Genomic DNA, 21,636 nt, shown 5'->3' with positions numbered 1-21,636 from the left:
GAATGCCTGTTTAAACGGTATCTCTCCTCACTGACAGTATTATTTCAATAGAAAAGATTATGGTCTATAAAACCACATCAATTCTACTCTTCTGAAAGTACCATGGTATTTACGCCAAAGAATTTGGCCCATTGTACATTGTTCGGGCCCGGTTTCATTTCGATATAAACAACACCTTCGTCATTAGGCTCAATACCCTTAATCTCTACCGTTCTATCGAAATTATCGTCATTAACCAAATAAGCAACGCCATCGTTCTTTCCGATTACATGGAACTCGGTTTCAGTTCCACGGTCATTGATGTGACCATAGAAACTGAACGTATATTTTGTTCCTTGAGAGAGACCTGTCACCTTAAATCCACTGAGCGGAATAGCAATACCGTCGCTGAAAAACATATCCTCAGAAGCTGTTTTTGGAAGACCCAAATTATTATTCAAACCGCGAGCCAATTCTCCGGAAAACGGTTTGTCCACCTCGATGCCGAAAGTAGTAGGACGACCTCTATGGTCGAGCATATTTACCAATCCGGGGTCTCTGGGATTCCTATAGTTGTTAAACGGAGCCGGAGAATCAATGACACCAAAGTCAATGTAACACGTCTTAGGAGTCTTGGTAACAGTCAAGTCGCTAAAGTAGCACAACTTGCCATCAGCCGTTTCTACCTTGATGACCGTTTTTCCAACAGCAACAGGTGTAATTACAGCTGCATTATTTTCCACACCTTCAATGGTAGCCACATCGGAGTTGAGGACACTCCACTTCAACTGATAGGAATCGCCTGCCAGGTCATCAACAGAAGCGGTAACTGTGGCAGTTTCGTCAATCTCCAAATAAACCGATGATTGGTCAATACGTACAAACTTACGATTGGACAAGTCCACACTGTTATCATCCGAACAGGATGTCAATGCAGCAAATGCCAATGTCATCGCACTAAAAATGAATTTTATTGATTTCATACTTGTTCTCTAATTATTTATTAATATCCGGGAGCTTGTCTCAAATTGGGGTTGATGTCCATCTGAGCCTGCGGAACGGGCCATAAATACATTCTTTTGTTGAAGGTACGGCTCTTGTAGTAAGTTCTCTTATAAAAAGCCTTCGGATTGTTCACATCATCGCTCTTCTCAGAACCGTCATGATTCATACCATAAAGCTTGCCGCCCAGGTATTTGTCGGCAATCTTCCAACGACGGAGGTCATGGAAACGGATACCTTCACAATTGAACTCTACCCGACGTTCTTGCTGAATGGCGGCACGCATTTCTTCCTTACTCAGCCCTTCCTTCAAAGCGGGAATTCCGGCACGTTCACGAATCAAGTTCACATACTTATATACATCGGGAGTGGGAGCTGGCGAAGACTCGTTCAATGCTTCCGCATAGCCCAAATACGCTTCAGCCATTCTGTATAAGATACCCGGCTGATATACATACTTTCCATCTCTGGGAAGTACATCCAAAGAGATTCGCTTACGGACATTATAACCGTTCTGCGGAGAGTCGAAAGTCATATCCGTATCACGGCCTCCTTGAAGGAAGTCCACACGACGGTTATCAACTCCCAGCCATGCGCCATTATAGATGACGGAAACATAGAAGCGAGGCTCCCGGTTGCAATACATGTTGTAGGTACCTTCTTCTGTTACCGGGCTTACACCGGTTTCTTTATTGGCAAGGTTCGAAGGTCCACCGCCCGGCCACTTCGTGGTTCTATACTCTGTATTGGTAGAGAATCCGTTTTCCACATACCCCGATTCCGGGTTGATAATGGGCGAACCATCCTCGTTATATCCCAATATAGGCATTTCACCGTTCTTCATATAAAAAGCGTCCACCAGTTCCTGAGTAACACCCATAGCGGCATTTCCACCGATACCTTTCGGCAGATGATGAGCCTGCCAGTAGTTCAGGTCCACATTTTCGGGGCGTCCGAAAAGAATCTCCTTGTTGCCTTCTGAGAAGCGTTTCAACGACATGTTGTAGTAAGACATGAAGGGGTCGATACTTCCATCCACATTATACTCATAGTACAGCTTATGTCCGGCCGCTTCGGCTGCCTTTATCAAGTCGAGATGAGCTTTGGCAGCCTTTTCCCATCTTTCCGGCTTGGCTTCGGCATCAAAGAGGAATTCTCCTTCCGAATTCTTCCAGTCCTTGAGATCCGGATTGCCGTTGAACAATGGACTTGCGGCAAATAACAGTGTTTTGGCACGTATTGCCAAAGCCATGATAGAGGTAGCCCTGCCCCAATCGGTATTATTGGGATAGACAGCGGGCAAATGCTCTGACACTTCCAGCAGCTCTTTGTCAATCCAATCTACCACTTCGGCATAGGGTCTTTGGGGAGTCATCATCTCCGATTCGGGCGCATCGACGGAAACAAGCACACCGGGAGTAAACGGTATGGCACCATACAACTCAATCATCAAAGAGTAATAGTAGGCTATCAGGAAACGGACTTCGTACTTCATCTGGTTGACATAAGATTCCTTCAGGTCTTTTTCCGGAAGTACTTTTGCCTCTTGCAAGAAGATAAGGCCGGAACGTATGCGCTTGTGTAATTCTACCCAATAATAGGGGTCCCATGTTGAGATAGGACTCCAGTTTCCGGTGGTGTAGGCATACACATTGCTCCATCCATACGGCGACCAATCTTGGGGAATAGTGATATCATCGCCCATAATGTTATAACCTTGTGCCTTGAAATACCCCCACATGGGGCTGGGAATGGATGAATAAACACCTGCCAACCAGTCCTCAGTCCTTATCTTGTCCGTGAAAATCATCTCCATGGTAAGCTGGTCGTCGGGAGCCTTGTCCAAGAAATCGTTGCAACTCGTTGTCAATGCCAGGGTGCACGACAATAAGACAGCTTTTGCTATAGATTTATATTTTTTCATTTTCTTCGTATCTTAATTAATTGTTGAAATTGATGCTAAAACCCACTGATACAGATTTCATCTGTGGGTATCTCAATCCATCGGTAGTTTCCAGTTCGGGGTCCCAAAGCTTGAAGTTGGAGAACGTCAGCAGATTGGTTCCTCTTGCAAACAAACGGCAGCCGCGGATGCCAATTTTGGTAGTCCAACGTTGCGGAAGGGTATATCCAAGTTCCAGATTCTTCAAGCGCAGGAAACTCATGTCACGCAACCACCATGTGGAAGCTTGTTCATTGTTTGCCACAGCCTTGTCTCCCATACGGGGCCAGAATACATCTTGCCTCGGATTTTCGGGTGTCCAACGGTCGTCAATGTTCGAATAGATGTTACCAGCACCTAAGGAAGAACCCGGCAACCAGGTCTCTCCGCCCAAGAGCTGGTAGGTTTTACCTGTTCCTTGGAAGAATACTCCCAAATCGAACGACTTATAGCTTACTGTAGCTCCAAAACCATAGACAATCTCGGGAATACGTGTACCACCAATGGCTGTTTTATCTACTGCGGTCACTTCACCATCCCCGTTCAAATCTTTGTATTTAATGTCACCGGGACGTAGGTTACTCATATCACTGAACTTCTGTGCCGGAATTCCTTCCTTAAGCATACCGTTTTCATCGAAATCATCTTCCGTAAAGAGCCTTTCGGCTATCAAGCCAAACAATTGCCCTATAGGCTTACCGGTTTGCGAACGGTATGTACCCAAGATGGCGGCAGGTTCGTCTATTTCCACAACCTTATTGTGTGCGTAGGTATAGTTTGCCATAGCGGAAATGGCCCAATCGCTATTGAACTTATGGTTGACATTCAAAGACACATCAAATCCCTGATTCTCGACCTTGCCATAATTGGCCCAAACAGGGCGGTTGAATCCGGCAGAACCAGGCACATTCTTACGCTGCATGAAGATGTCATCGCGCTTTTCCTTGAACACATCCACTACGAGGTTCACGCTACCATTCCATAGACCTAAGTCGATACCGGCATTCATCTTGGTCACGGTTTCCCATGTCAAGTTGTTCACACCGATTTCGCCTTCCGAACGTCCAAGGCGATAGATTTCCGCATCTGTACCCCATCTGTACGAACCGGTATTGACAATGGTAGAAATATAGGCGAAACGTCTGTTACCACCAATGTTACTGTTACCGGCCTTACCCCAAGTAGCTCTCAGCTTCAAGTTGGAGATGACATCGGAAACCGGCTCCATGAATTTCTCGGAAGATACAATCCATCCCAACGCCACGGCGGGGAAGAAGCCGAAGCGCTTGCCTTTGGCAAAGTTCTCGGAGCCGTTGTAACCGAAGTTCAGCTCGGCAACATAGCGGCTGTCGTAAGTATAAGAGAATCTTCCGGCTATGCCTTGGGTACGATAGGGAAGCGCATCACCATTGTCATACTCCTTCTGGTTGTAGAGGAACATGGCGTTCACATCGTGCACTTTGCCGAAAATGCGGTTGTACGAGAACATTCCTTCCAGATAGATGGACTGGTCGCCCCATTCAGCTCCTTTTGCATAGCCCAGGAACTCTTGTCCGGTGGTCTGCACATCAGTGATGATGTTGCCCTCTGCATCGCGTGCGGTGGCGGGATTGTAGTAATAGGGGTTCTTGGAACGTGTTACGGAAGTTGCCGAGAACTTGTCGAAAGAGAAGGTTCCTTTGAACTTCAATCCCGGTGTAACGAACTTCAAATCTTGTTCCAACGATACTAAGGATTCAATCTTATTATGATTTAGTTTTTCGTATCCACGCTGCGTGGCCCACGCCCAAGGGTTCTCCTTGTACATCACACGTGGAATGCGCCCATCGGCATAGATAGCCGGATGCACGTAGGGAGGTACACGCATGGCTTGATAGAAAATGCCCTGGTTGGTTTCCGTGTCTCCCGGAGGAGCGTTACGAGTTTGCAGGAATACGCCCACATTGGCGCGGAACAAGGTAGTGGGAGTCACATTCACATCTACATTGGAACGTACCGTATATCGGCTCACCTTCAGGGAAGAGTCCCACTCCTGGTTTTTGTCGCGTTCAATGATACCGTTCTCATTGTAATATCCTGCCACCAACGCATAACGAAGAATGTCCGTACCACCGTTGACACTAACGTTCGCCTTTGTGTTGTCTGCATGGTCTTTGGAGATAACATCCCACCAATTCACATCGGGATAGAGTTCCGGGTCGGTCTGGTTCTTGTAGTTCAGCAGGGTGGCTTCGCTTACAAACGGGTTTCTACCCTGCTCGGCATACATTTCGTTAATCAGTTCCAGATACTTCACACTGCCGATGTAGTCGGGTATCTTGATGGGTTGCGTAAAGGAGTGTTCGAAGCGGACGTTCACCTGCGGCTTTCCAATCTTGCCACGCTTGGTCTCAATCATCACTACACCATTGGCACCGCGCACACCGTAGACGGCACTGGCGGCAGCATCCTTCAACACGGAAAAGGAGGCGATTTCTTCAGGGTCGATGTCGTGGAGCGAACGCTCGACGCCGTCCACCAATACCAGCGGATTGGTATTGCCAGTAAAGCTACTGATACCACGAATCCAGAAGTCGGAGTTATTGAACCAAGGGTCACCGCTACGCTGAACCGCAATCACACCGGGAACCATACCCGCCAAGTTGTTACTAAGCGAACGGCTGGGAGCCGCGGCAAGTTTGGCCGGCTCTATATTGGTAATGGAGCCGACCACAGAAGCTTTCTTCTGCGTTCCGAAGCCCACTACCACCACTTCGTCAAGGGCTGCCACATCTTCTTCCAAAGCTACATCAAGCACTCCTTTGGAGCCTACCGCTACCACTTTATCCTTAAAGCCAATATAAGAGAATTTTAATGACGGCTTATTACCTTTCAACGTAATCGTATACGTACCGTTGATGTCCGTCACCACACCATTAGAAGGGTCTGCCGCCTCCGTCACATTCACACCGATGAGTAACTCACCTTGTGCATCCATCACACGTCCGGTCACCTTCTTAGGCGACTGGGCAAATGCCGAGATACTGATGCACAACAGTAGCATCAGCATCCAGCCCGCAAATTGCTTTTTGGGAATATTCTTCATTTCGTACCTTTATTAATGATTTATTGAATTTGCTGCTCCGTAGAACTATTTTTCCATAGTCGTGCCAATATAGTGGCACAGTTTTGCCAATATAGAGACACAGTTTTGCCAATATAATGGCAAAACCCCGGATATAAATATCAGCCTATGAACGTATAAAAAAAGAGCGTTACAAAAGTTTACTCGTTGCCCCACAGAGTGGCTTTGTTACCCTTGGACTTACGCCAGGCATCCCGCCAACGATGTATATCAACATGGTTGATGAAAGGTTTCGGAGCACGCTGTGCCTTTGTAGGAGCTTCGGGAAGAGCCACAGCCGAATCTTGGTACCAATAAGCCACGGTAGACAAATCCAACGTCAAGTTGTTGTTGGAGCCATGTTCGATGGTTCCCTTCAGGCTCTTTTCAAAGAAAATGGGATCTTCAATGAAGAATCGGTAAACGTGGGTACGACCCAGCCAGCCTATATCATTGTTCACACGGGGATAACCGAAGTAAGGATGCGAGAAGGCTTCTTTAGGACACCAGGCCGTATTGAAGAAGTCTTCCGTACCTGTACCTATCAGCGAGGGAACCTTTTCTCCATCAATGAACCACATGTCGTCACCTTCGCCATACCACATGGGAGTGGGACAATGCACATAGTAATTGATACCTACAAAGTGTCCCTTGCCTTGGGTTTCCATGAACACATAGTTGCGTTCGCCGGTGGTGTTCGGCTTCTGGGCACCGGTAACTCCCCACTCCGTCTCGCCTTCGGGAAGTGCTTCAGTCAGGTTGTGGTTATACCAGGCATGAAAGCGGCCCATGTCCTTGGGAAGCTTCGCCATCTCCAGATAATCCACGTAGAAGTAGAAAGCATCTATGTTGCGGTCGCTCTGGTTCTCAATTTCAATGCGTGCGCCCTTCTCGAAAGGCATAGCGAAATAGCACGACAGACCGGTACCGTTTTCAGGACCGGCCGAAAGAGGCAAGGATGCGTAGTTGTATCTCTCATCCCAGCCTTGTCCGAAGAAAGGGCCGATGGGAGACTCTACCGAAGGATAATCGTTGCCGTCCCAATACATGCGAATGATAATGTCGTTTCTGCTCAAAGTGGGAGGTGGAGGCGCAATCGTCACCCAAATGTGGTTGATGACTCCCGTTCCCTTGATGTCTGCAATGATGCGTTTCTCACCTGGTTTGAAGGGCTCCAAGTGATCTCTGTTACCTCCGGTAGGATCTGTACTGGAGATTCTTTTGTTTTTTACACCCGACTTCAACTTTGCCAAGTCAAACATTTCGTTCGTCATGTTCGACTGTGCAAAAACAGTAGGAAAGTACAATCCCAGAACAAGGGAGAGTAACAAACTGAATTTTGTAATTCTTCTCATAAATTTTTGTTTACATTGATTAATTAGATGATTAATATTCCAATAAATATGGTTTCTCATTGAATGTTTTCCACAGCAATTCTCCAAACAATGTATTGGCCCATGCAAACCAGCTCCTTGTGAATTTCTTGGGGTCATCCTTGTGGAATGACTCGTGCATGAACCCGGTACCGGCATGCGTTTTCTGGAGCATCTGGATACATTGCTGTAACTCTTTATCGTCTTGAGCAGTCAGGGCTTTCATTATCAGGCTCATCGGCCATATCATGTCCGTACCAATATGATGTCCTCCTATCCCTTCAAAATAAGAACCTTTAAAGAAATAAGGATTGTATTCCGACCACACGAATCTTCTGGTATTGGCATAAATTGCATCATCACTATCAACACCACCCAGATAGGGTAACGCCAGCAGATTAGGGACGTTGGCATCATCACTAAGATAAGCCGATCCAAAGCCATCTATTTCAAAAGCATAGATTTTACCGAACTTCGGATGATTCACCACGGCATAAGTCTGCAAAGCATTATAAACTTCTTTACTCAACGCCAACAGTTCATCAGCCAGTACATTGTCTTTGGTTATCTTTTGAACCATTTCGGAAGCCTGCCTCAAACTGGCCACCGCAAAGAAATTGGACGGGACGAGAAAAGGAAAGATAGTGGCATCATCACTAGGCCTGAAAGTAGAGCAAATCAATCCGACCGGATTTACTTTATAGCCCACTCCACCCATAGGAACAGCATCTATAGCCCATTCCGAAGTTCTGCGAAAGCTATAAGGCCCGTTACCATCTTTTCTCTGCTGTTCCTTGCAGACCCTTAAAACGGTTTCTATCGCCTTCTTCCATTGCGCATCGAAAGGAGAAGCATCATTTGTCTTTTTCCAGTATCCATATGCCAGGCGAATGGGATAGCAAAGCGAATCCAACTCGTATTTACGCTCATGAATACCCGGTTTCATCTCCGTATGGTCGCTGTTCCATCTTGTATACTTCGTATCATCATCATAAAAGGCATTGGCATACGGATCCTTCAATATAAAGGAGGTCTGCTTATTGATAACGCCAATTATCAGTCTTTGCAGGTTCTTATCTTCAGACATGAAATCCAAATACGGATATACTTGGGCAGAACTATCCCTTAACCACATGGCATCAATATCACCGGTAATCACATATGTATCCGGTCGGCCATCCTTTTCTGAATAAAAAACGGTTGTGTCCAACGTATTCGGAAAACAATTCCCAAACAGCCAGCCCAGTTCTTCATTCTTGACCTTCTGTTTAAAAGTAGTAATGGCCTTTTCAATGGCAGGACTTTTGAAGTTCCTTTCCGATATAGGCTTCCTTACTGTTGGAAACGACGAAAAAGAGGCAGCTGTCGAAGCTACGCCTGAATTCGCAAACATCAAGTTTTTATTCAGCGCATATCCTGCCCCCAAAAGGCCCACTCTCTTTATAAAATTTCTTCTGTTCATGTTATAAATCCATTGACTAAAAATATTATCCTGGAACAATCTTCTTATCCTAACAAACTAACAACTGATTGAAATACAATTTCAACTGATAAACATCACCCTTATAACCTTCTGATATGTAATAGCGCTCCTCCATCCTTTGCCAGATTCAGTTCAATGATATCCTTCCTTGTAACTTTCCGTACCTGTCTGTCCAGATGGTTTGGATTCCGGTCCACATCCTCTGCATCGGTATAGATCGTTGCTTGGTAGTCTCCCTCACTAAGGAAGTCCAATTCCAATTTCAGATTCCTTTCCGCACCGTTGTTTAGCGAGCCTACCCACCAGTCCGAACCGCTCCTGCGGGCCACCGTGACATGCTCATTCATCCTTGCCAGCGGAACTCTTATCTCATCCCACGTTCCCGGCACGGTACGGAGCACCTCGAACCCCGGTTGACCTTCATAAGCCTTTGGCGTATCGCACAACGAGGTGAGATGGTTTTCCAAAACCACATACATGGCCAACATATGGCAGCGTGTGCTCATTACATGAGGATTTACATATTGGGTAAGTAGTTTCTTGATCACGCTCAAACAGAACGTGTTCGGATACATGGTTATTACACATTCCGAGAATAAGTGTATTAGAGGATGCGTCCATATCCATATACCATCGTACAGGAGTCCCCTTCTGCATAATATCCAAATCGGGGATAAGAATAAGAGTTTGATGATCGTCTGCTACGATAAGGGCAGGAGAACGGAATACATGTTGATCGATGACATTTCTATCAGTAGGAGTAAGATGTGGCGCCCAATGGAATGAAGGTAAAAAATCCGGCTTTACCGCTATACGCCAATCACCTTGTTGAACAAAGTTTTTAAGCGAAAAAGAAAGGTTTATGTACAAAGTGTTGTTATCTATCACTTTCACATGGCTTTTTCCTCTCTCAATTCCTAATAAATCATACTGTATAATATCAATAGCTTTACTAAAATTCTTCGGAAAAACACCCTTATTCAACTCAATTCTCTCTTGTGCATCCCAATGCTCTTGAGCAAAGATGCCTATGTTGGACATTATCATCCAAACAAAAGTTATAATTAATGTGCGTGTGTTCATGATATTATATTTATCAATATAATTAAAACTCTCCCATATCAGCCAATTCAGCCTTCATTAAAAAAACATTATAAGGCATCCACATTGACATCGTAAAATATAAATTATCACCAGTTACCGACAACGGATGAATGTAAGAACCATACAATTGGGCATACTCTCTACCATTAGCAAGCTCATAGGGTTCACTCCATGGGCCAGTTATGTCTTCTGCCGTACGCATAGTTATATTATATCTATCTGCATTGAAATAAGCAATTATCCATTTCTTATGTGTTTCATTATATATAAAAGAAAGTTCACCAACCTTATCTTCTATTAATACTGTTGCCTCATTTTCATTGCCTTTTATCCATTGATTAGTAGAAGCATTCCAATATTCATAAGCTGTCTTATTCTCAATATCTGTTTCATGAAATCGTGCTAATTTAGCATTGCTATCCCTCCCCGTTTGAGTACCTATCATATAAACATATCCATCTTTCTTAAAGTACCCTACCTGACCAAAAAAACTATAAGATGAGAAGGTTATATCTTTACATTTAGCCCATGTCAAACCATTATCAGCCGACTTATATATTCCCGAATAATTTGTAACCCATCCTGTCCAATTTCTCATATTAAAATAATGCACATAATCTATTCCATTAGCACGAATAGCAGCTGTTGGGATAGAAGTCCAATCACCATTACCTGACGAATCTTTTCCTCCATATATTATCTCGCGGGCATACCCTTTATCATCAGTAACCATATTGCTGAATGACAATCCATCTTCTAAATCATTATCCTCCGAGAAAGCCAGCACATTACTACGCCAACTCCCTCCGTTAGGTCCAGGATTAGCCGGATTAGGCTTAAAGTCATACCCAAAAGTATCACCAAAGAAAATTCCATATTTTCCGGGCTGCATCTCCCAAATAATGCCAAGATCTGTTCCTCCTACATTCCATTTTGTCGCAGTATTATTAGGACTTGGAAAGTTTTCTCCATTTATTATACTCCCTGTAACACGAGCTATACGAGTAACATTACGAATAAAAAAACCCCAACGGTTATCCACATTCAAAGAGAGCTCTTTCGACATATTACCATCTTTGTAAAAGGCAGCCAATACTAGCCGAAAATTCTGTGGATCTGTTTTTTGAATGGTATAATTGAAAATATAATCAGACGTAAGTTCGCTTTGATTTATCTTAGCTGAATAGCTGTCACCTACACTCTTTCTAACCAGCAAATAATCTATGGCATCAATATCCTTAAAATTCAATGTTGTTGATACAATTTTTGTATCCTTATTTGGAATCAAATAAGTATCCAAAGGTATAATTTCATCAATAGGAATATAAGTTTCAGTTTCTTGTTCAGAAGTACAAGAAACGAATAAAAGTATAAACGAAGAGAATGCTATAAATAATATGTTTTTCATGTCTATTGATTCATTTTTCAATTTATCGTAACCCCCCGATGCAGCAGTTGCAAGAGGCAAATTATCCCCTGCATACACTGCAAATGATAGCATTGATGCCAATGCTATGAAACCATTCCTCTTAAAAGAAATCCTCATAATACTTTGATTTAATAGTTAATAAAAAAACAACGTAATTTTAAATATTGGGTATACCCAATTTTACCATCTTGGAATTTCCAAATCGTCCTTGCTCGGCAAAGCCGGGAATTTGGCATGCGGCTCGGCCTGGTACCAGAAAGTGGTCGACGAGATATCCGACTTCTGGTTGTTGTAGCGTCCGTCATGACGCCATCCCAAATCCTGTATCGTGACTTTCAGGTCCTTGTCGAAGCGTACCGGGTCAAGGATATGCCAGCGGTACAGCCCGAAAGCGGTCACCGCACGGTACAGCCCGTCGGGACGGATTACCTGGTGCATACCGGCATAAGGGGTGGTGAACTCCTGGTACTGGTGCGTCTTCTGGTTCTCGAAATTGTACGAACCGCAGAAGTAGTCCTCAGCCCCGGTTCCGCAGATAGTCGGATATTCCTTGTCACCGTCCATGTAGAACTTGATTTCCCCTTCACCCCACCAGCAGTTGTCGTTTACACGCCACGCCAGGTAGGTACCCACGTACTGTCCCTTGCCCTTCACACCGTCAATCAGCGTGTGCAGTGACCCCTGGGTCGGGTTGGAGCGGCGGAACTGCGCGTGGAAGTAGGCCTCGTCCTCAGGAACTTCTGTCAGGGTGTAGTTGATTTGGTAGTACAGACGCATCTCCTCGGCAGTGTTGATGTTCTCCAGCGTGATACGAGCTTTCTTGCGGAAAGGCATCTTCCAGTAACAGTTGAAGGCGCTGCCCGGATTCACGCAGACGGCCAGTGAGGATAGCTGTGCATATTCATTGTATGCGCTGCAGAAGAAGTCACCCACCGGACATTCGACGGAAGGCTCCTTCTCGTCGTCCCAGTACATTCTCAGGATGGAGAAGCGCCAGTTCCCGGTCGGTGTCATCCAGATCTGCTGGATGGCTCCCGGACCCTCGATTTCCGCAATCGTGATTGTCTCTCCCGGTTTCACGATGATGAAGGGGTTTACCTTCCAACCCTTGCCCAGGTCCTTGGCCGCATGGTGGGCGTTGGCCACATTCCGCTGGTCCTTGTCCCTGACCGGGTCGGCCATGCCGCCCTTGCCCTTCTCGCCCGTGAAGTTCTCGGGGCTAATGGAACGTGTCTTCGCATCGGACAGTCTTGACAGGTTACCCATGTTCATGTCCAGACCGTTGAACGGGTAGTTGCTTTGGGCGTAAACACTCACGGTGACCATGCATAAGGCCGCTAAAATTAATGATTTGATTCTCATGTTTTAAATAGATTAATGGTTTGTATACTTAGTTAATGGTTTCAGCAAGTTTTGCCAGTTCAAGATATTTCTTGTATAGTTTTTCGTAGATGAGGGCTCTTTTTTCATCCGGCCGGTATTCAGCTTCGATGTCCGACCCCATGTGCCTTGTCGCTTCATTGATATCCTTGTACACCCCTGCGGCAACTGCCGCGAACATTGCCGCTCCCAAGGCACAGGTCTGTTCCGAGCGGACCACACGGATAGGCATGTCCAGCACGTCTGCCAGCGTCTGCATCACGAAGGGCGCCTTCTTGCTGATACCTCCGATGGCATTGACCGAATCAATGCGCAGCCCCTGGCCCTTCATATGCTCCACAATACGGCGGGAACCGAAGGCGGTGGCTTCCACCAGCGCACGGAATATTTCCGGGGCGCTGGTACCCAGTGTGAGTCCCGCAACGGCACCCTTCACGTTCTGGTTCGCATCGGGGGTACGGCGGCCGTTCATCCAGTCCAGGGCGACAACACCGTCCTCGGAGGGTTCCATGTCCTGGGCCTCACGGGTGAGTTCCACCAGCATGCCGTCCAGAACTTTCTGCCTGGCCTCTCCTCCGGGGATATCTTTCAGTGTCCATGCCAGCATCTTCCTGAACCAGGCGTAGATGTCTCCGAAAGCCGACTGTCCGGCTTCGAAACCGATGAATCCCGGAAGCACCGAACCGTCCACCTGGCCGCAGATTCCCTTGATACAGCGTCCGCCTACCTCGTCTTTGCCGGCAACCATGATGTCGCAGGTGGATGTTCCCATGATACGTGTCAGTATCCCCGGGGCGACGGATGCGCCTACGGCTCCCATATGGGCGTCCAGCGCCCCCACAGCCACGGCGATTCCTTGGGGAAGTCCAAGCCTGTCTGCCCACTCGGGTGTCAGTTCCCCTGCCTTGGTGTCGCTGGTGTGGGTTTCTGTGAACAGATGGGGGAGCATTTCCTTCAAGGCCGGATTAAGTTCTTCGAGAACTTCGCCGGAAGGAAGACCCCAACTGGCATGCCACATTGCTTTATGTCCAGCAGCACAACGGCTACGAAAGATCTGTTCCGGAATAGTATTACCAGTTACTAATCCGGTCATCCAATCACAATGTTCTACCCAAGCATAAGCAACATCCTTTATAGCGACGTTTGTGTTAATAATATGTAAAACCTTTGACCATACCCATTCTGATGAATAAGTACCACCTTCATAAAGCAAATAATCAAGGTTGCGTTGATTGATCAGTGCGTTGATTTGCTCAGCTTCTCGAACAGCTGTATGATCTTTCCAAAGAATAAACATAGCATCCGGTTCTTCTGCAAATTCAGGGCGCAAAGCTAATGGCATTCCTGCCTTATCGGTTAAAGCAGGAGTACTACCAGTTGTGTCAAAACATAATCCGCAAATAGAAGTAATTTCTTCTTCCTTCAAATCAGATAAAGCTATATGTACAGCCTCTGTCATGGATTCAATATAATCCAATGGATGTTGGCGATAACGATTGTTGTGTGCATCGCAGTAAAGTCCCGCTTTCCAACGGGGGTAAAAACTTACCCCCGTAGCCATTTCACGGCCAGTATATGTATCCACTACCAGTGCACGACAAGAATCCGTACCAAAATCAAGACCGATAACGTATTTCTTGTTTGATTCCATAGTCTAAAGCATTATTTGGTTGTCAATTCTTGTTTTCTTGCAATGAAGAACCCATAATAGGCAATCACTGCAAAAGCAACGGCCGGTACAACATATGCAGCCATAATACTACCCGTCTGGTCGGAGACAATACCCTGAATTTGGGTCAGAACGGCAGCACCGGCAATAGCCATTACCATGAATGAACCTCCAATCTTAGTATCATCCCCCAAACCTGTAAGACCAAAACCATAAATGGTCGGGAACATCAATGACATACAACCAGAAATGCCCATCAGGCAATAGACGCCGAAACTGCCCTTGCCGAACATGGCACCCAAACAACACATTACAGCAAGAAGCGCAAGTCCTATCAAGAGTTTATAAGCTTTCACATATTTCATCATGGCAGTACATACGAATCTCATTACTACAAAGAGAATAAGTGACATGATATAGTAAGTAGCTGCAGCCTGTTCTGCTGTACGTGGCAGCAAATCATTCAATCCAAGCCATTCACAACAATTATAGAATGCGGCAGCTACCGGTTCCACTCCCCGTAATGCATTTACAACAGCATCTGCAGAAGCAGAATCTCCTAAAGAAGCCAATACACCGTCAAAATTCAGCTGTACCATAGCATAACGGATCACGAATGACCATACGGCTATCTGTGCACCAATATTGAAAAATTGTGCTATTACACCCCATACATAATTCTTATTCTTTATAAGACGACGAAGAGTGGCACCAAACTCTATTTTTTCACCTTTTTCACTAAGATTAGGCATTTTGGTAAGCCGAATAGCAAGTAAGAGCACCAACATCACCAGACCAAGTACCACATAAGCAGTAGTAACAGCATTCAATTCCTGCCCCTGGATGGCGGCCAGCTCCTCAGCCGGAAGTTGGGCACGCTCTGTCGCTGTCATTCCATTCAGTTGTGAGAGGATGAAAATCTGACTGATCACCACTCCCGTAATCGCTCCGAACGGATTGAAGGCCTGAGACAGATTCAAACGGCGTGTCGCGGTACTTTCAGGACCGATTGCCAATACATAAGAATTAGTAGACGTCTCCAGAACTGAAAGTCCGGCAAAGAGAACAAAGATTGCCAGCAGATACATAAAGAAGCTGAAATCAACATTCACTCCCGAGCTAAGCATGGCAGGATAGAACAGTAAAGCCCCAAATGCATATAGACCAAGCCCCAGCATCACGCCTGATTTATAAGTGTATTTCTTGATAAACAAGGCACCGGGAACAGCACAACATCCATATCCCAACAAATAGCACACTACCTGTATCCAAGCTGTTTTTGAATCACTCATACTCATGATGCGCTTGAAAGCTGCAAGCATAGTATCTGTCAGATTATTCGGCACAGCCCAGGCAAAGAAAAGAGTAGTGAGCAGAATGAATGGGAAGAGGATTCCTTTCGGTATTATTTTATTTGATTCCATACGAATTCTCCATTATATAGTTACCCTATTGAAACTTTGTTTTTATTACATTCAAATCCGCTCCAAATAAATCTTGCACGATAGGAACCAATTGTTCATCCTTACCTTGTATATGAATCACCTTTTGCGTATGGACCAATGAGGCACCGGGAGCCAGCTCCGCACCGGGAGAAGACGTTTCAATTTCATAGAAAGGTCCCATTATAGAACCGTCTTCTACCGGACCGTCATTATAAGAGTTGATTACATCGCCGGCAAACGGATCTTCCTGAGGTCCCCATTGGCCATTTACGTAGACTGAAGGAGTTTCGGGAAGACTACACCACAGGATTGTGAGTACGCCTTTCGACGAATCATAACTTCCGCAAATATCCGTTGCCCGTGAAGCCGGCAATCCCAGCTTGGAACGATAGAGCCCGTCAATCTTGAAATAGATAATACCATTTTCCTTTATCAGCCTATCCGCCGGTATCTTACCGAAATATTCATCATTCACAATTGTTCCTTCCGCATCTTGCTTATAAGGAATGAATACAGTAGTGGTCGGTGTAGGATTAAAACAGCCGAGCATCCACACAGATACAAGACCACCCTCTTTTGTCCATGCCTTGTCACCTGTATTGGTAATCTTATTCTCACTCTTGTAAGCTACAATTTTCATATCATTTGTAAGCTGGATATTAAAATCGGCAGCAACTTCACCAGCATCCATCAACGATACAGTACGGTCAATATTCATATCAAAAGTAGTACCGGAAGCATTTGTCAAACGAGTATCTTTCACAAAACGGATACTACTGTTGTCTTGCGACTTTATGTCAAAAGCTTCAGTATCAAGTACCGGAGGAACTATCCAATTATCATAAACCTGCTCTTGTCCTTCCTTAAAATAAAGTGAGAACGGACCACCTTCCGGACCAAGCCAGAAACGTTCCTCACCTCCTACCGGATTAAATTGAGAACTGACTTTGCCTTCATTTATGAAACGATAATTAATCCAGCCGTAACTATCACCTTCATCGCCGGAAGCAGAAGTAGTCATTACACGGCCTTGCCATGCAGGAATAACCATCACTTTAGAATTCCCATCAGCAGATACCAATTCAGTATATTCAATGCCGTGGTCCTTTAAGAACTGGGCATCATAAGCATAACTTCCCATCTTGATTTCTTTTTGTCCGCCGCATGATACAAGTATTGCAGTTGCACCTACCAGCAGAGTGTTTTTCAGTTTGGTTGATTTCAACATAACGCCTGTTTCCTTTATTTATAGAGAGGTCCATAATTCTTGCAAGCTCTATAGTCACTGCCTTCCATATCCTCGCCAAAAGCGGTCCATGCACTGGGACGGAAAATATTTTCCTCAGAAACATTGTGCATGCATACCGGGATACGAAGCATGGAAGCCAGAGTAATCAAGTCAGCACCGATATGACCATAACTGATAGCGCCATGATTAGCCCCCCAGTTATTCATAACAGTATATACATCACGGAAATACCCCTTACCTGTCAGACGTGGAGCGAAGAAAGTGGAAGGCCATGTACGGTCAGTACGTTCATTGATAGCCTTGAAAACATCCTTATCCAAATTTACTGTCCAGCCTTCGGCAATCTGCAATACCGGACCTTGACCTTTTACGAGATTCAAACGGCACATTGTTACCGGCATTTCACCACGAGTCAGGAACTGGGAAGAATAACCACCGCCACGCATATATTCGCGACTGGCCGGATGCCACTTGGTTACAGAAAGACAAGCTTCCACTTCCTCTTCCGTAATTTCCCAGAAAGGCTTCATTACCGGTTTATTGTCACGTGTCTGACAGCCTGTTCCATCAAGCGTACAAGAACCGGAGTTGATCAGGTGAATGAAACCGTTTGCCGCCTTACCTTCCAATTTCTTACCCGTTACCCGTTCTATGGCATTCGGACTCCAATAAGTACGCACATCCGCAAATATCTGTGCAGTATTGGTCAATAGATGATTGAAGAGCATTGAAGTACAATTCAACGTATCATTTTCCGTAGCGAAAGTAAATGCTTCACGGATACCGTTCCAATCGAAAGAAGTATTCAGTATAGCTTCTGAAAAATCACCGTCAGGCTTATAATCCGTCCACTGGCGCTGTCCCTGGAAACCCGCAGCAATCGCATTGTGTCCCATTGACTCTTCCTTGAACCCCATTTCAGCCAATTTGGGATTGCCAATCATCATATCACGGAAAATAAGAGTCATTTTTACCACGTATTCCCAACGGGCATCTTTCTCTTCACGGGAATATACCAGATGTTCCGGATTAAAGTCTGTCCCTTCATTACTCTTGCAATACTTTTCTGTCCATGCCATGGCACGTGCGAACTCTTCATGGTCATAAATGCCCAACTGGACACGACGTTCTATCTCACTGGCATCCACATACTCATTACGCATGCCCAAATACTCTTGGAAGAAATCAGGATTGGGAATAGAGCCTGCAATGCCCATGGATACACTGCCGATTGAAAGATAGGATTTCCCCTTCATTGTAGCCACAGCTATACCTGCACGGGCAAAACGCAACAATTTTTCCTGTACATCTTCCGGTATCTCCATATTGGTCACCTCCTGTACATCACGTCCGTAAATGCCAAAAGTAGGCAATCCCTTCTGTGTATGGCTTGCCAATGCTGAAGCCAGGTAAACCGCACCCGGACGTTCTGTACCATTAAAGCCCCAGATGGCTTTTGGCATTTCTCCGTCCATATCAATAGTTTCGAATCCATAACACCAGCAAGGAGTTACAGAAAGTACAACACCGACTCCACTATTACGGAATTTTTCAGCCGCCATGGCAGCTTCAGCCACTCCACCAATAGTTGTATCTGCAATGACGCACTCTACGGAAGTGCCGTCACTATGACGTAAGACAGAAGAATAAAGCTCGGCCACTTTATGGGCCATGGCCATAGTCATATCCTCCAATGACTCACGGATACCTCCACGACGACCGTCAATAATAGGTCTGATACCAATTTTCGGCTTTCCACCGATTAATCTTGAATTTCTCATGGTTCAACTGATTTTATTGAGATTAATATAAAAATTAACTAAATCGATTAAGCTATCATGTAAAAAAAACAGCTCTCCTAAGGAGCCATTTCAATAAATTCTCCCTCGGCAAGCACAGACTGCACTGTATTACCGTTAATAATGATATCTATCAGTATTTCAAGTGCTTTCTGTACTAAAACATCTATAGGCTGCTGAATATAGGATATAGGGGCATCAAAAAAGTCAAATACCGGATTACCGTCAAAACCCACTAAACCTATTTTACCAATAATTCCCTCTCCCATGTCCTTTATTGTATATAAACAAGCCAATGAAATCATGTTGGTGGCAAAAAGAAAAGCGTCTACACCGCCATCAATCATTTTAGGCAACAAACGGTCTGCGGACTTTCTGGGAGCATCCTGCCTCAAAAAGACCACGTTAGCCAAGTTTCTCTTACCGGCTTCATCCATAGCCTTTTTATAACCACGGATACGCTCTTTCATATGGATAAGGTTGACATCATAAGCCACCATACAAGGAGCGTTATAGCCTGCATTCAAAAGATGTTTGGTTGATATATAGGAAGCATTGAAGTTATTCAACGCCACATAGCTGACATTGATTTCCGGAAAATAGCGGTCGAACAAAACAATAGGGATATTATTGTTCACAAGTGAAGCGATGGATTTCTCAGAATTGTCACAAGGAACAATGATGAGTCCATCTACCCCTTTATTAATAAGGTTACTAACAACACGGGTCATCTTATCCTTATCCTCATCTGAACTTCCAAAAAGTACGGTATATCCCCGTTTGGTTGCCTCATCTTCCAATACACGCGCTAATTGAGAAAAAAATGGGTTGGAAATATCAGAAACCACTAATCCTATTGTTTTTGTTTTGCCACTACGAAGACTTTTGGCCGCAAGATTAGGCTGGTAGTTCATTTCATTGGCAATTTTCAATATGCGTTGGGCAGTTTCTTCTCCCACGCGATACTCTTTCTTTTTCCCATTCAAAACGAACGAAACCAATGCTGTTGAAACGCCTGCAGCTTCAGCAATATCCTTCAGCGATATTTTTTTTAGTGACGACATATATTTGTGTAACGTTTTTGCTATATAATAGTATTATACTTTTAGGTTACCTCTTGAATCAGTAGCACTTATCGTATTCTCACGATGCAAATATAAACATAAAAATTAAATCTGCAAATTATTTTGCTAATTCGTTATAACATTTTTATATTTGCAGTACCAAATCATGCTAAAAACGATATGAACTACCATAAACGACACATAAAAATTAATTTTAAACTTTTAAAATCATGAAAACCAAGATTCTATTTACACTTTTATTCTTTGCATGCAGAATACACTACCTTTATGGACAGACTAACCTACAAATAGCTCCGGAAACTTTAGCAACTCCGGAAAAAAATGGAATATGGTTACAACCTGCTCAAAATACAAAAGCACAACCCATTTGGGGATTTGCAAATGGTATCCGAATAGGAATTGCTCCATTAGGAGGTCCACGTGGGCTAATTCGTATCTATACACCTTATTTAGAACATGATGAATTTGTTGTTACCAATTTCATTGCTTTTGAACCAATTGATAAAGCAAAAAATAATAGGGGGCTCTCAGAATTGGAATGGAGTCAACTTGATAATGTTCGTGGAAAACGTTTTTGGAGTGGGAATACTCCTGAAGCTCCCTCATTCCCAAATCAATATTATCCAGCTCACGGAGTAATAGCAAAGGAAAATGGAGTTGAAACACTTACTGTGTATTTCTTTTGTGAAACTTTTGATAATGGTGCGGATATCTATGTCCGGACTAAATTCACAGAAGGAAAGCCTTATGAGTTTGAATTAACTACGTATACCACGGAAGAGTCAGATGAGCTAAATCGTTTTATACTCACAGCTACTATGGGAAACAAAGCAAGACTTAGGACATTACATCTCGCAGATGGTAAAACGAAAGAAGCCGGCCAATTATGGCCGAGCTATAAAGATTCTAATTTCACAGAACATAACCATACTCCAGTGGCAGAAATGATAAAAGATAAAAATGGAGGTGTATGGTTTATAGCGTCACCTGATGAGAAAGACCCTACAAAAGCTGTATATGCTGAAGATACACATACACATTGGAAATATACTGGTAAAAAAGCAACGCAATATTGGTATTGTTCCAATCCAAGTAATGAGTTAGAAGGAGTTGTGAATGGTCGTTATACTTATTGGGCAAGTAAATCTCCGATACCTGGTGGTATCGCTTATGAGAACTTTGAACTGACTGAACCATTTCAGTTTGGTCAAAGCTATATTTTTGGTATCACACCTCTTTCACCGGAAGAATTAATAAACCACATTATGAAATAAGAACGGACTACTTTTTGGGTAGAACTTCTTTTCCTCCTTATTTATCCCCTCTTTTGTTCTTAATTTATAGAACAGAAAAGGATAAAAGGTGGATAAAAATAAGAAAAGGATAAATTACAAAACTTACTAAATAGCTTATTACTCTAATGAGAGCAGCAGAAAATAGATACTCTATTTCTACTGTTCTCATTTTTTATATATATACAACTTTTCATAGTATAAAATCTCAAAACAATCTTTTAAAGTCAACTTAAGAGATACTTCTTAACTATTGTTGGGGTCTTCCTTCCGGCGAAGTTCTCGAAGAACTTAATCCGGCC

14 protein-coding genes are annotated in these 21,636 nt (G+C 44.3%); 1 reads left to right on the top strand and 13 read right to left on the bottom strand.

Annotated elements, in window-relative coordinates:
* Positions 1–83: 83 nt before the first annotated feature.
* From DW896_RS11950 to DW896_RS11885, 13 genes are all read right to left on the bottom strand, one after another.
* Entirely contained in the window at positions 84–962 is an 879-nt protein-coding gene (locus DW896_RS11950) for an Ig-like domain-containing protein (RefSeq protein ID WP_005824774.1), read from the bottom strand.
* Positions 963–982: 20 nt separating this feature from the next.
* Positions 983–2,905 (bottom strand): RagB/SusD family nutrient uptake outer membrane protein, encoded by a 1,923-nt coding sequence (locus DW896_RS11945; protein ID WP_005824772.1) that lies wholly within the window; start codon positions 2,903–2,905, stop codon positions 983–985.
* A 16-nt stretch (positions 2,906–2,921) separates the two neighbouring features.
* Entirely contained in the window at positions 2,922–6,008 is a 3,087-nt protein-coding gene (locus DW896_RS11940) for a TonB-dependent receptor (protein WP_005824769.1), read from the bottom strand.
* 179 nt (positions 6,009–6,187) lie between these two features.
* Positions 6,188–7,381: a glycoside hydrolase family 172 protein gene (locus DW896_RS11935; RefSeq protein WP_022400938.1), complete on the bottom strand. Its 1,194-nt coding sequence runs from the start codon at positions 7,379–7,381 to the stop codon at positions 6,188–6,190.
* 31 nt (positions 7,382–7,412) lie between these two features.
* Positions 7,413–8,861, bottom strand: a complete 1,449-nt coding sequence (locus tag DW896_RS11930; protein WP_117652553.1) for a glycoside hydrolase family 125 protein — start codon at positions 8,859–8,861, stop codon at positions 7,413–7,415.
* Positions 8,862–8,962: 101 nt separating this feature from the next.
* Positions 8,963–9,388: a glycoside hydrolase family 97 C-terminal domain-containing protein gene (locus DW896_RS11925; RefSeq protein ID WP_229098466.1), complete on the bottom strand. Its 426-nt coding sequence runs from the start codon at positions 9,386–9,388 to the stop codon at positions 8,963–8,965.
* A 599-nt stretch (positions 9,389–9,987) separates the two neighbouring features.
* Positions 9,988–11,394 carry a DUF4185 domain-containing protein gene (locus DW896_RS11915; protein ID WP_117652552.1) on the bottom strand — a complete coding sequence of 469 codons (1,407 nt, stop codon included), beginning with the start codon at positions 11,392–11,394 and terminating at the stop codon, positions 9,988–9,990.
* A gap of 201 nt (positions 11,395–11,595) precedes the next feature.
* Complete coding sequence (locus tag DW896_RS11910) at positions 11,596–12,777, bottom strand: glycoside hydrolase family 172 protein (protein ID WP_117652537.1); 1,182 nt, start codon at positions 12,775–12,777, stop codon at positions 11,596–11,598.
* 28 nt (positions 12,778–12,805) lie between these two features.
* Positions 12,806–14,446 (bottom strand): ribulokinase, encoded by a 1,641-nt coding sequence (locus tag DW896_RS11905; protein WP_117652536.1) that lies wholly within the window; start codon positions 14,444–14,446, stop codon positions 12,806–12,808.
* An 11-nt stretch (positions 14,447–14,457) separates the two neighbouring features.
* Positions 14,458–15,888: an L-fucose:H+ symporter permease gene (gene fucP / locus DW896_RS11900; RefSeq protein ID WP_016272203.1), complete on the bottom strand. Its 1,431-nt coding sequence runs from the start codon at positions 15,886–15,888 to the stop codon at positions 14,458–14,460.
* A 25-nt stretch (positions 15,889–15,913) separates the two neighbouring features.
* On the bottom strand, positions 15,914–17,137 hold the full coding sequence (locus DW896_RS11895) for a DUF6786 family protein (RefSeq protein ID WP_008662244.1): 1,224 nt from the start codon (positions 17,135–17,137) through the stop codon (positions 15,914–15,916).
* A gap of 14 nt (positions 17,138–17,151) precedes the next feature.
* Positions 17,152–18,939, bottom strand: a complete 1,788-nt coding sequence (locus DW896_RS11890; RefSeq protein ID WP_005824683.1) for an L-fucose isomerase — start codon at positions 18,937–18,939, stop codon at positions 17,152–17,154.
* A gap of 77 nt (positions 18,940–19,016) precedes the next feature.
* Positions 19,017–20,021: a LacI family DNA-binding transcriptional regulator gene (locus DW896_RS11885; protein ID WP_005824684.1), complete on the bottom strand. Its 1,005-nt coding sequence runs from the start codon at positions 20,019–20,021 to the stop codon at positions 19,017–19,019.
* A gap of 230 nt (positions 20,022–20,251) precedes the next feature.
* On the opposite strand from DW896_RS11885, the gene DW896_RS11880 reads away from it, so the two are divergent.
* The gene (locus tag DW896_RS11880) at positions 20,252–21,316 is read left to right on the top strand and encodes a hypothetical protein (RefSeq protein ID WP_117652535.1); all 1,065 of its coding nucleotides are present in this window, start codon (positions 20,252–20,254) and stop codon (positions 21,314–21,316) included.
* Positions 21,317–21,636 lie beyond the last annotated feature (320 nt).

Origin of the sequence: Bacteroides sp. AM41-16, from assembly GCF_003603495.1 — a bacterium.
GTDB lineage: Bacteria > Bacteroidota > Bacteroidia > Bacteroidales > Bacteroidaceae > Bacteroides > Bacteroides uniformis.
The sequence above is the reverse complement of the archived record's forward strand: the minus strand, read 5'-3'. Positions and strand labels throughout refer to the sequence as shown.

Bases quoted from the DNA above. Each gene is read 5' to 3' on its own strand.
- DW896_RS11950 (WP_005824774.1), bottom strand. From the start codon at position 962: ATGAAATCAATAAAATTCATTTTTAGTGCGATGACATTGGCATTTGCT.
- DW896_RS11945 (WP_005824772.1), bottom strand. From the start codon at position 2,905: ATGAAAAAATATAAATCTATAGCAAAAGCTGTCTTATTGTCGTGCACC.
- DW896_RS11940 (WP_005824769.1), bottom strand. From the start codon at position 6,008: ATGAAGAATATTCCCAAAAAGCAATTTGCGGGCTGGATGCTGATGCTA.
- DW896_RS11935 (WP_022400938.1), bottom strand. From the start codon at position 7,381: ATGAGAAGAATTACAAAATTCAGTTTGTTACTCTCCCTTGTTCTGGGA.
- DW896_RS11930 (WP_117652553.1), bottom strand. From the start codon at position 8,861: ATGAACAGAAGAAATTTTATAAAGAGAGTGGGCCTTTTGGGGGCAGGA.
- DW896_RS11925 (WP_229098466.1), bottom strand. From the start codon at position 9,388: ATGAGCACACGCTGCCATATGTTGGCCATGTATGTGGTTTTGGAAAAC.
- DW896_RS11915 (WP_117652552.1), bottom strand. From the start codon at position 11,394: ATGAAAAACATATTATTTATAGCATTCTCTTCGTTTATACTTTTATTC.
- DW896_RS11910 (WP_117652537.1), bottom strand. From the start codon at position 12,777: ATGAGAATCAAATCATTAATTTTAGCGGCCTTATGCATGGTCACCGTG.
- DW896_RS11905 (WP_117652536.1), bottom strand. From the start codon at position 14,446: ATGGAATCAAACAAGAAATACGTTATCGGTCTTGATTTTGGTACGGAT.
- fucP (WP_016272203.1), bottom strand. From the start codon at position 15,888: ATGGAATCAAATAAAATAATACCGAAAGGAATCCTCTTCCCATTCATT.
- DW896_RS11895 (WP_008662244.1), bottom strand. From the start codon at position 17,137: ATGTTGAAATCAACCAAACTGAAAAACACTCTGCTGGTAGGTGCAACT.
- DW896_RS11890 (WP_005824683.1), bottom strand. From the start codon at position 18,939: ATGAGAAATTCAAGATTAATCGGTGGAAAGCCGAAAATTGGTATCAGA.
- DW896_RS11885 (WP_005824684.1), bottom strand. From the start codon at position 20,021: ATGTCGTCACTAAAAAAAATATCGCTGAAGGATATTGCTGAAGCTGCA.
- DW896_RS11880 (WP_117652535.1), top strand. From the start codon at position 20,252: ATGAAAACCAAGATTCTATTTACACTTTTATTCTTTGCATGCAGAATA.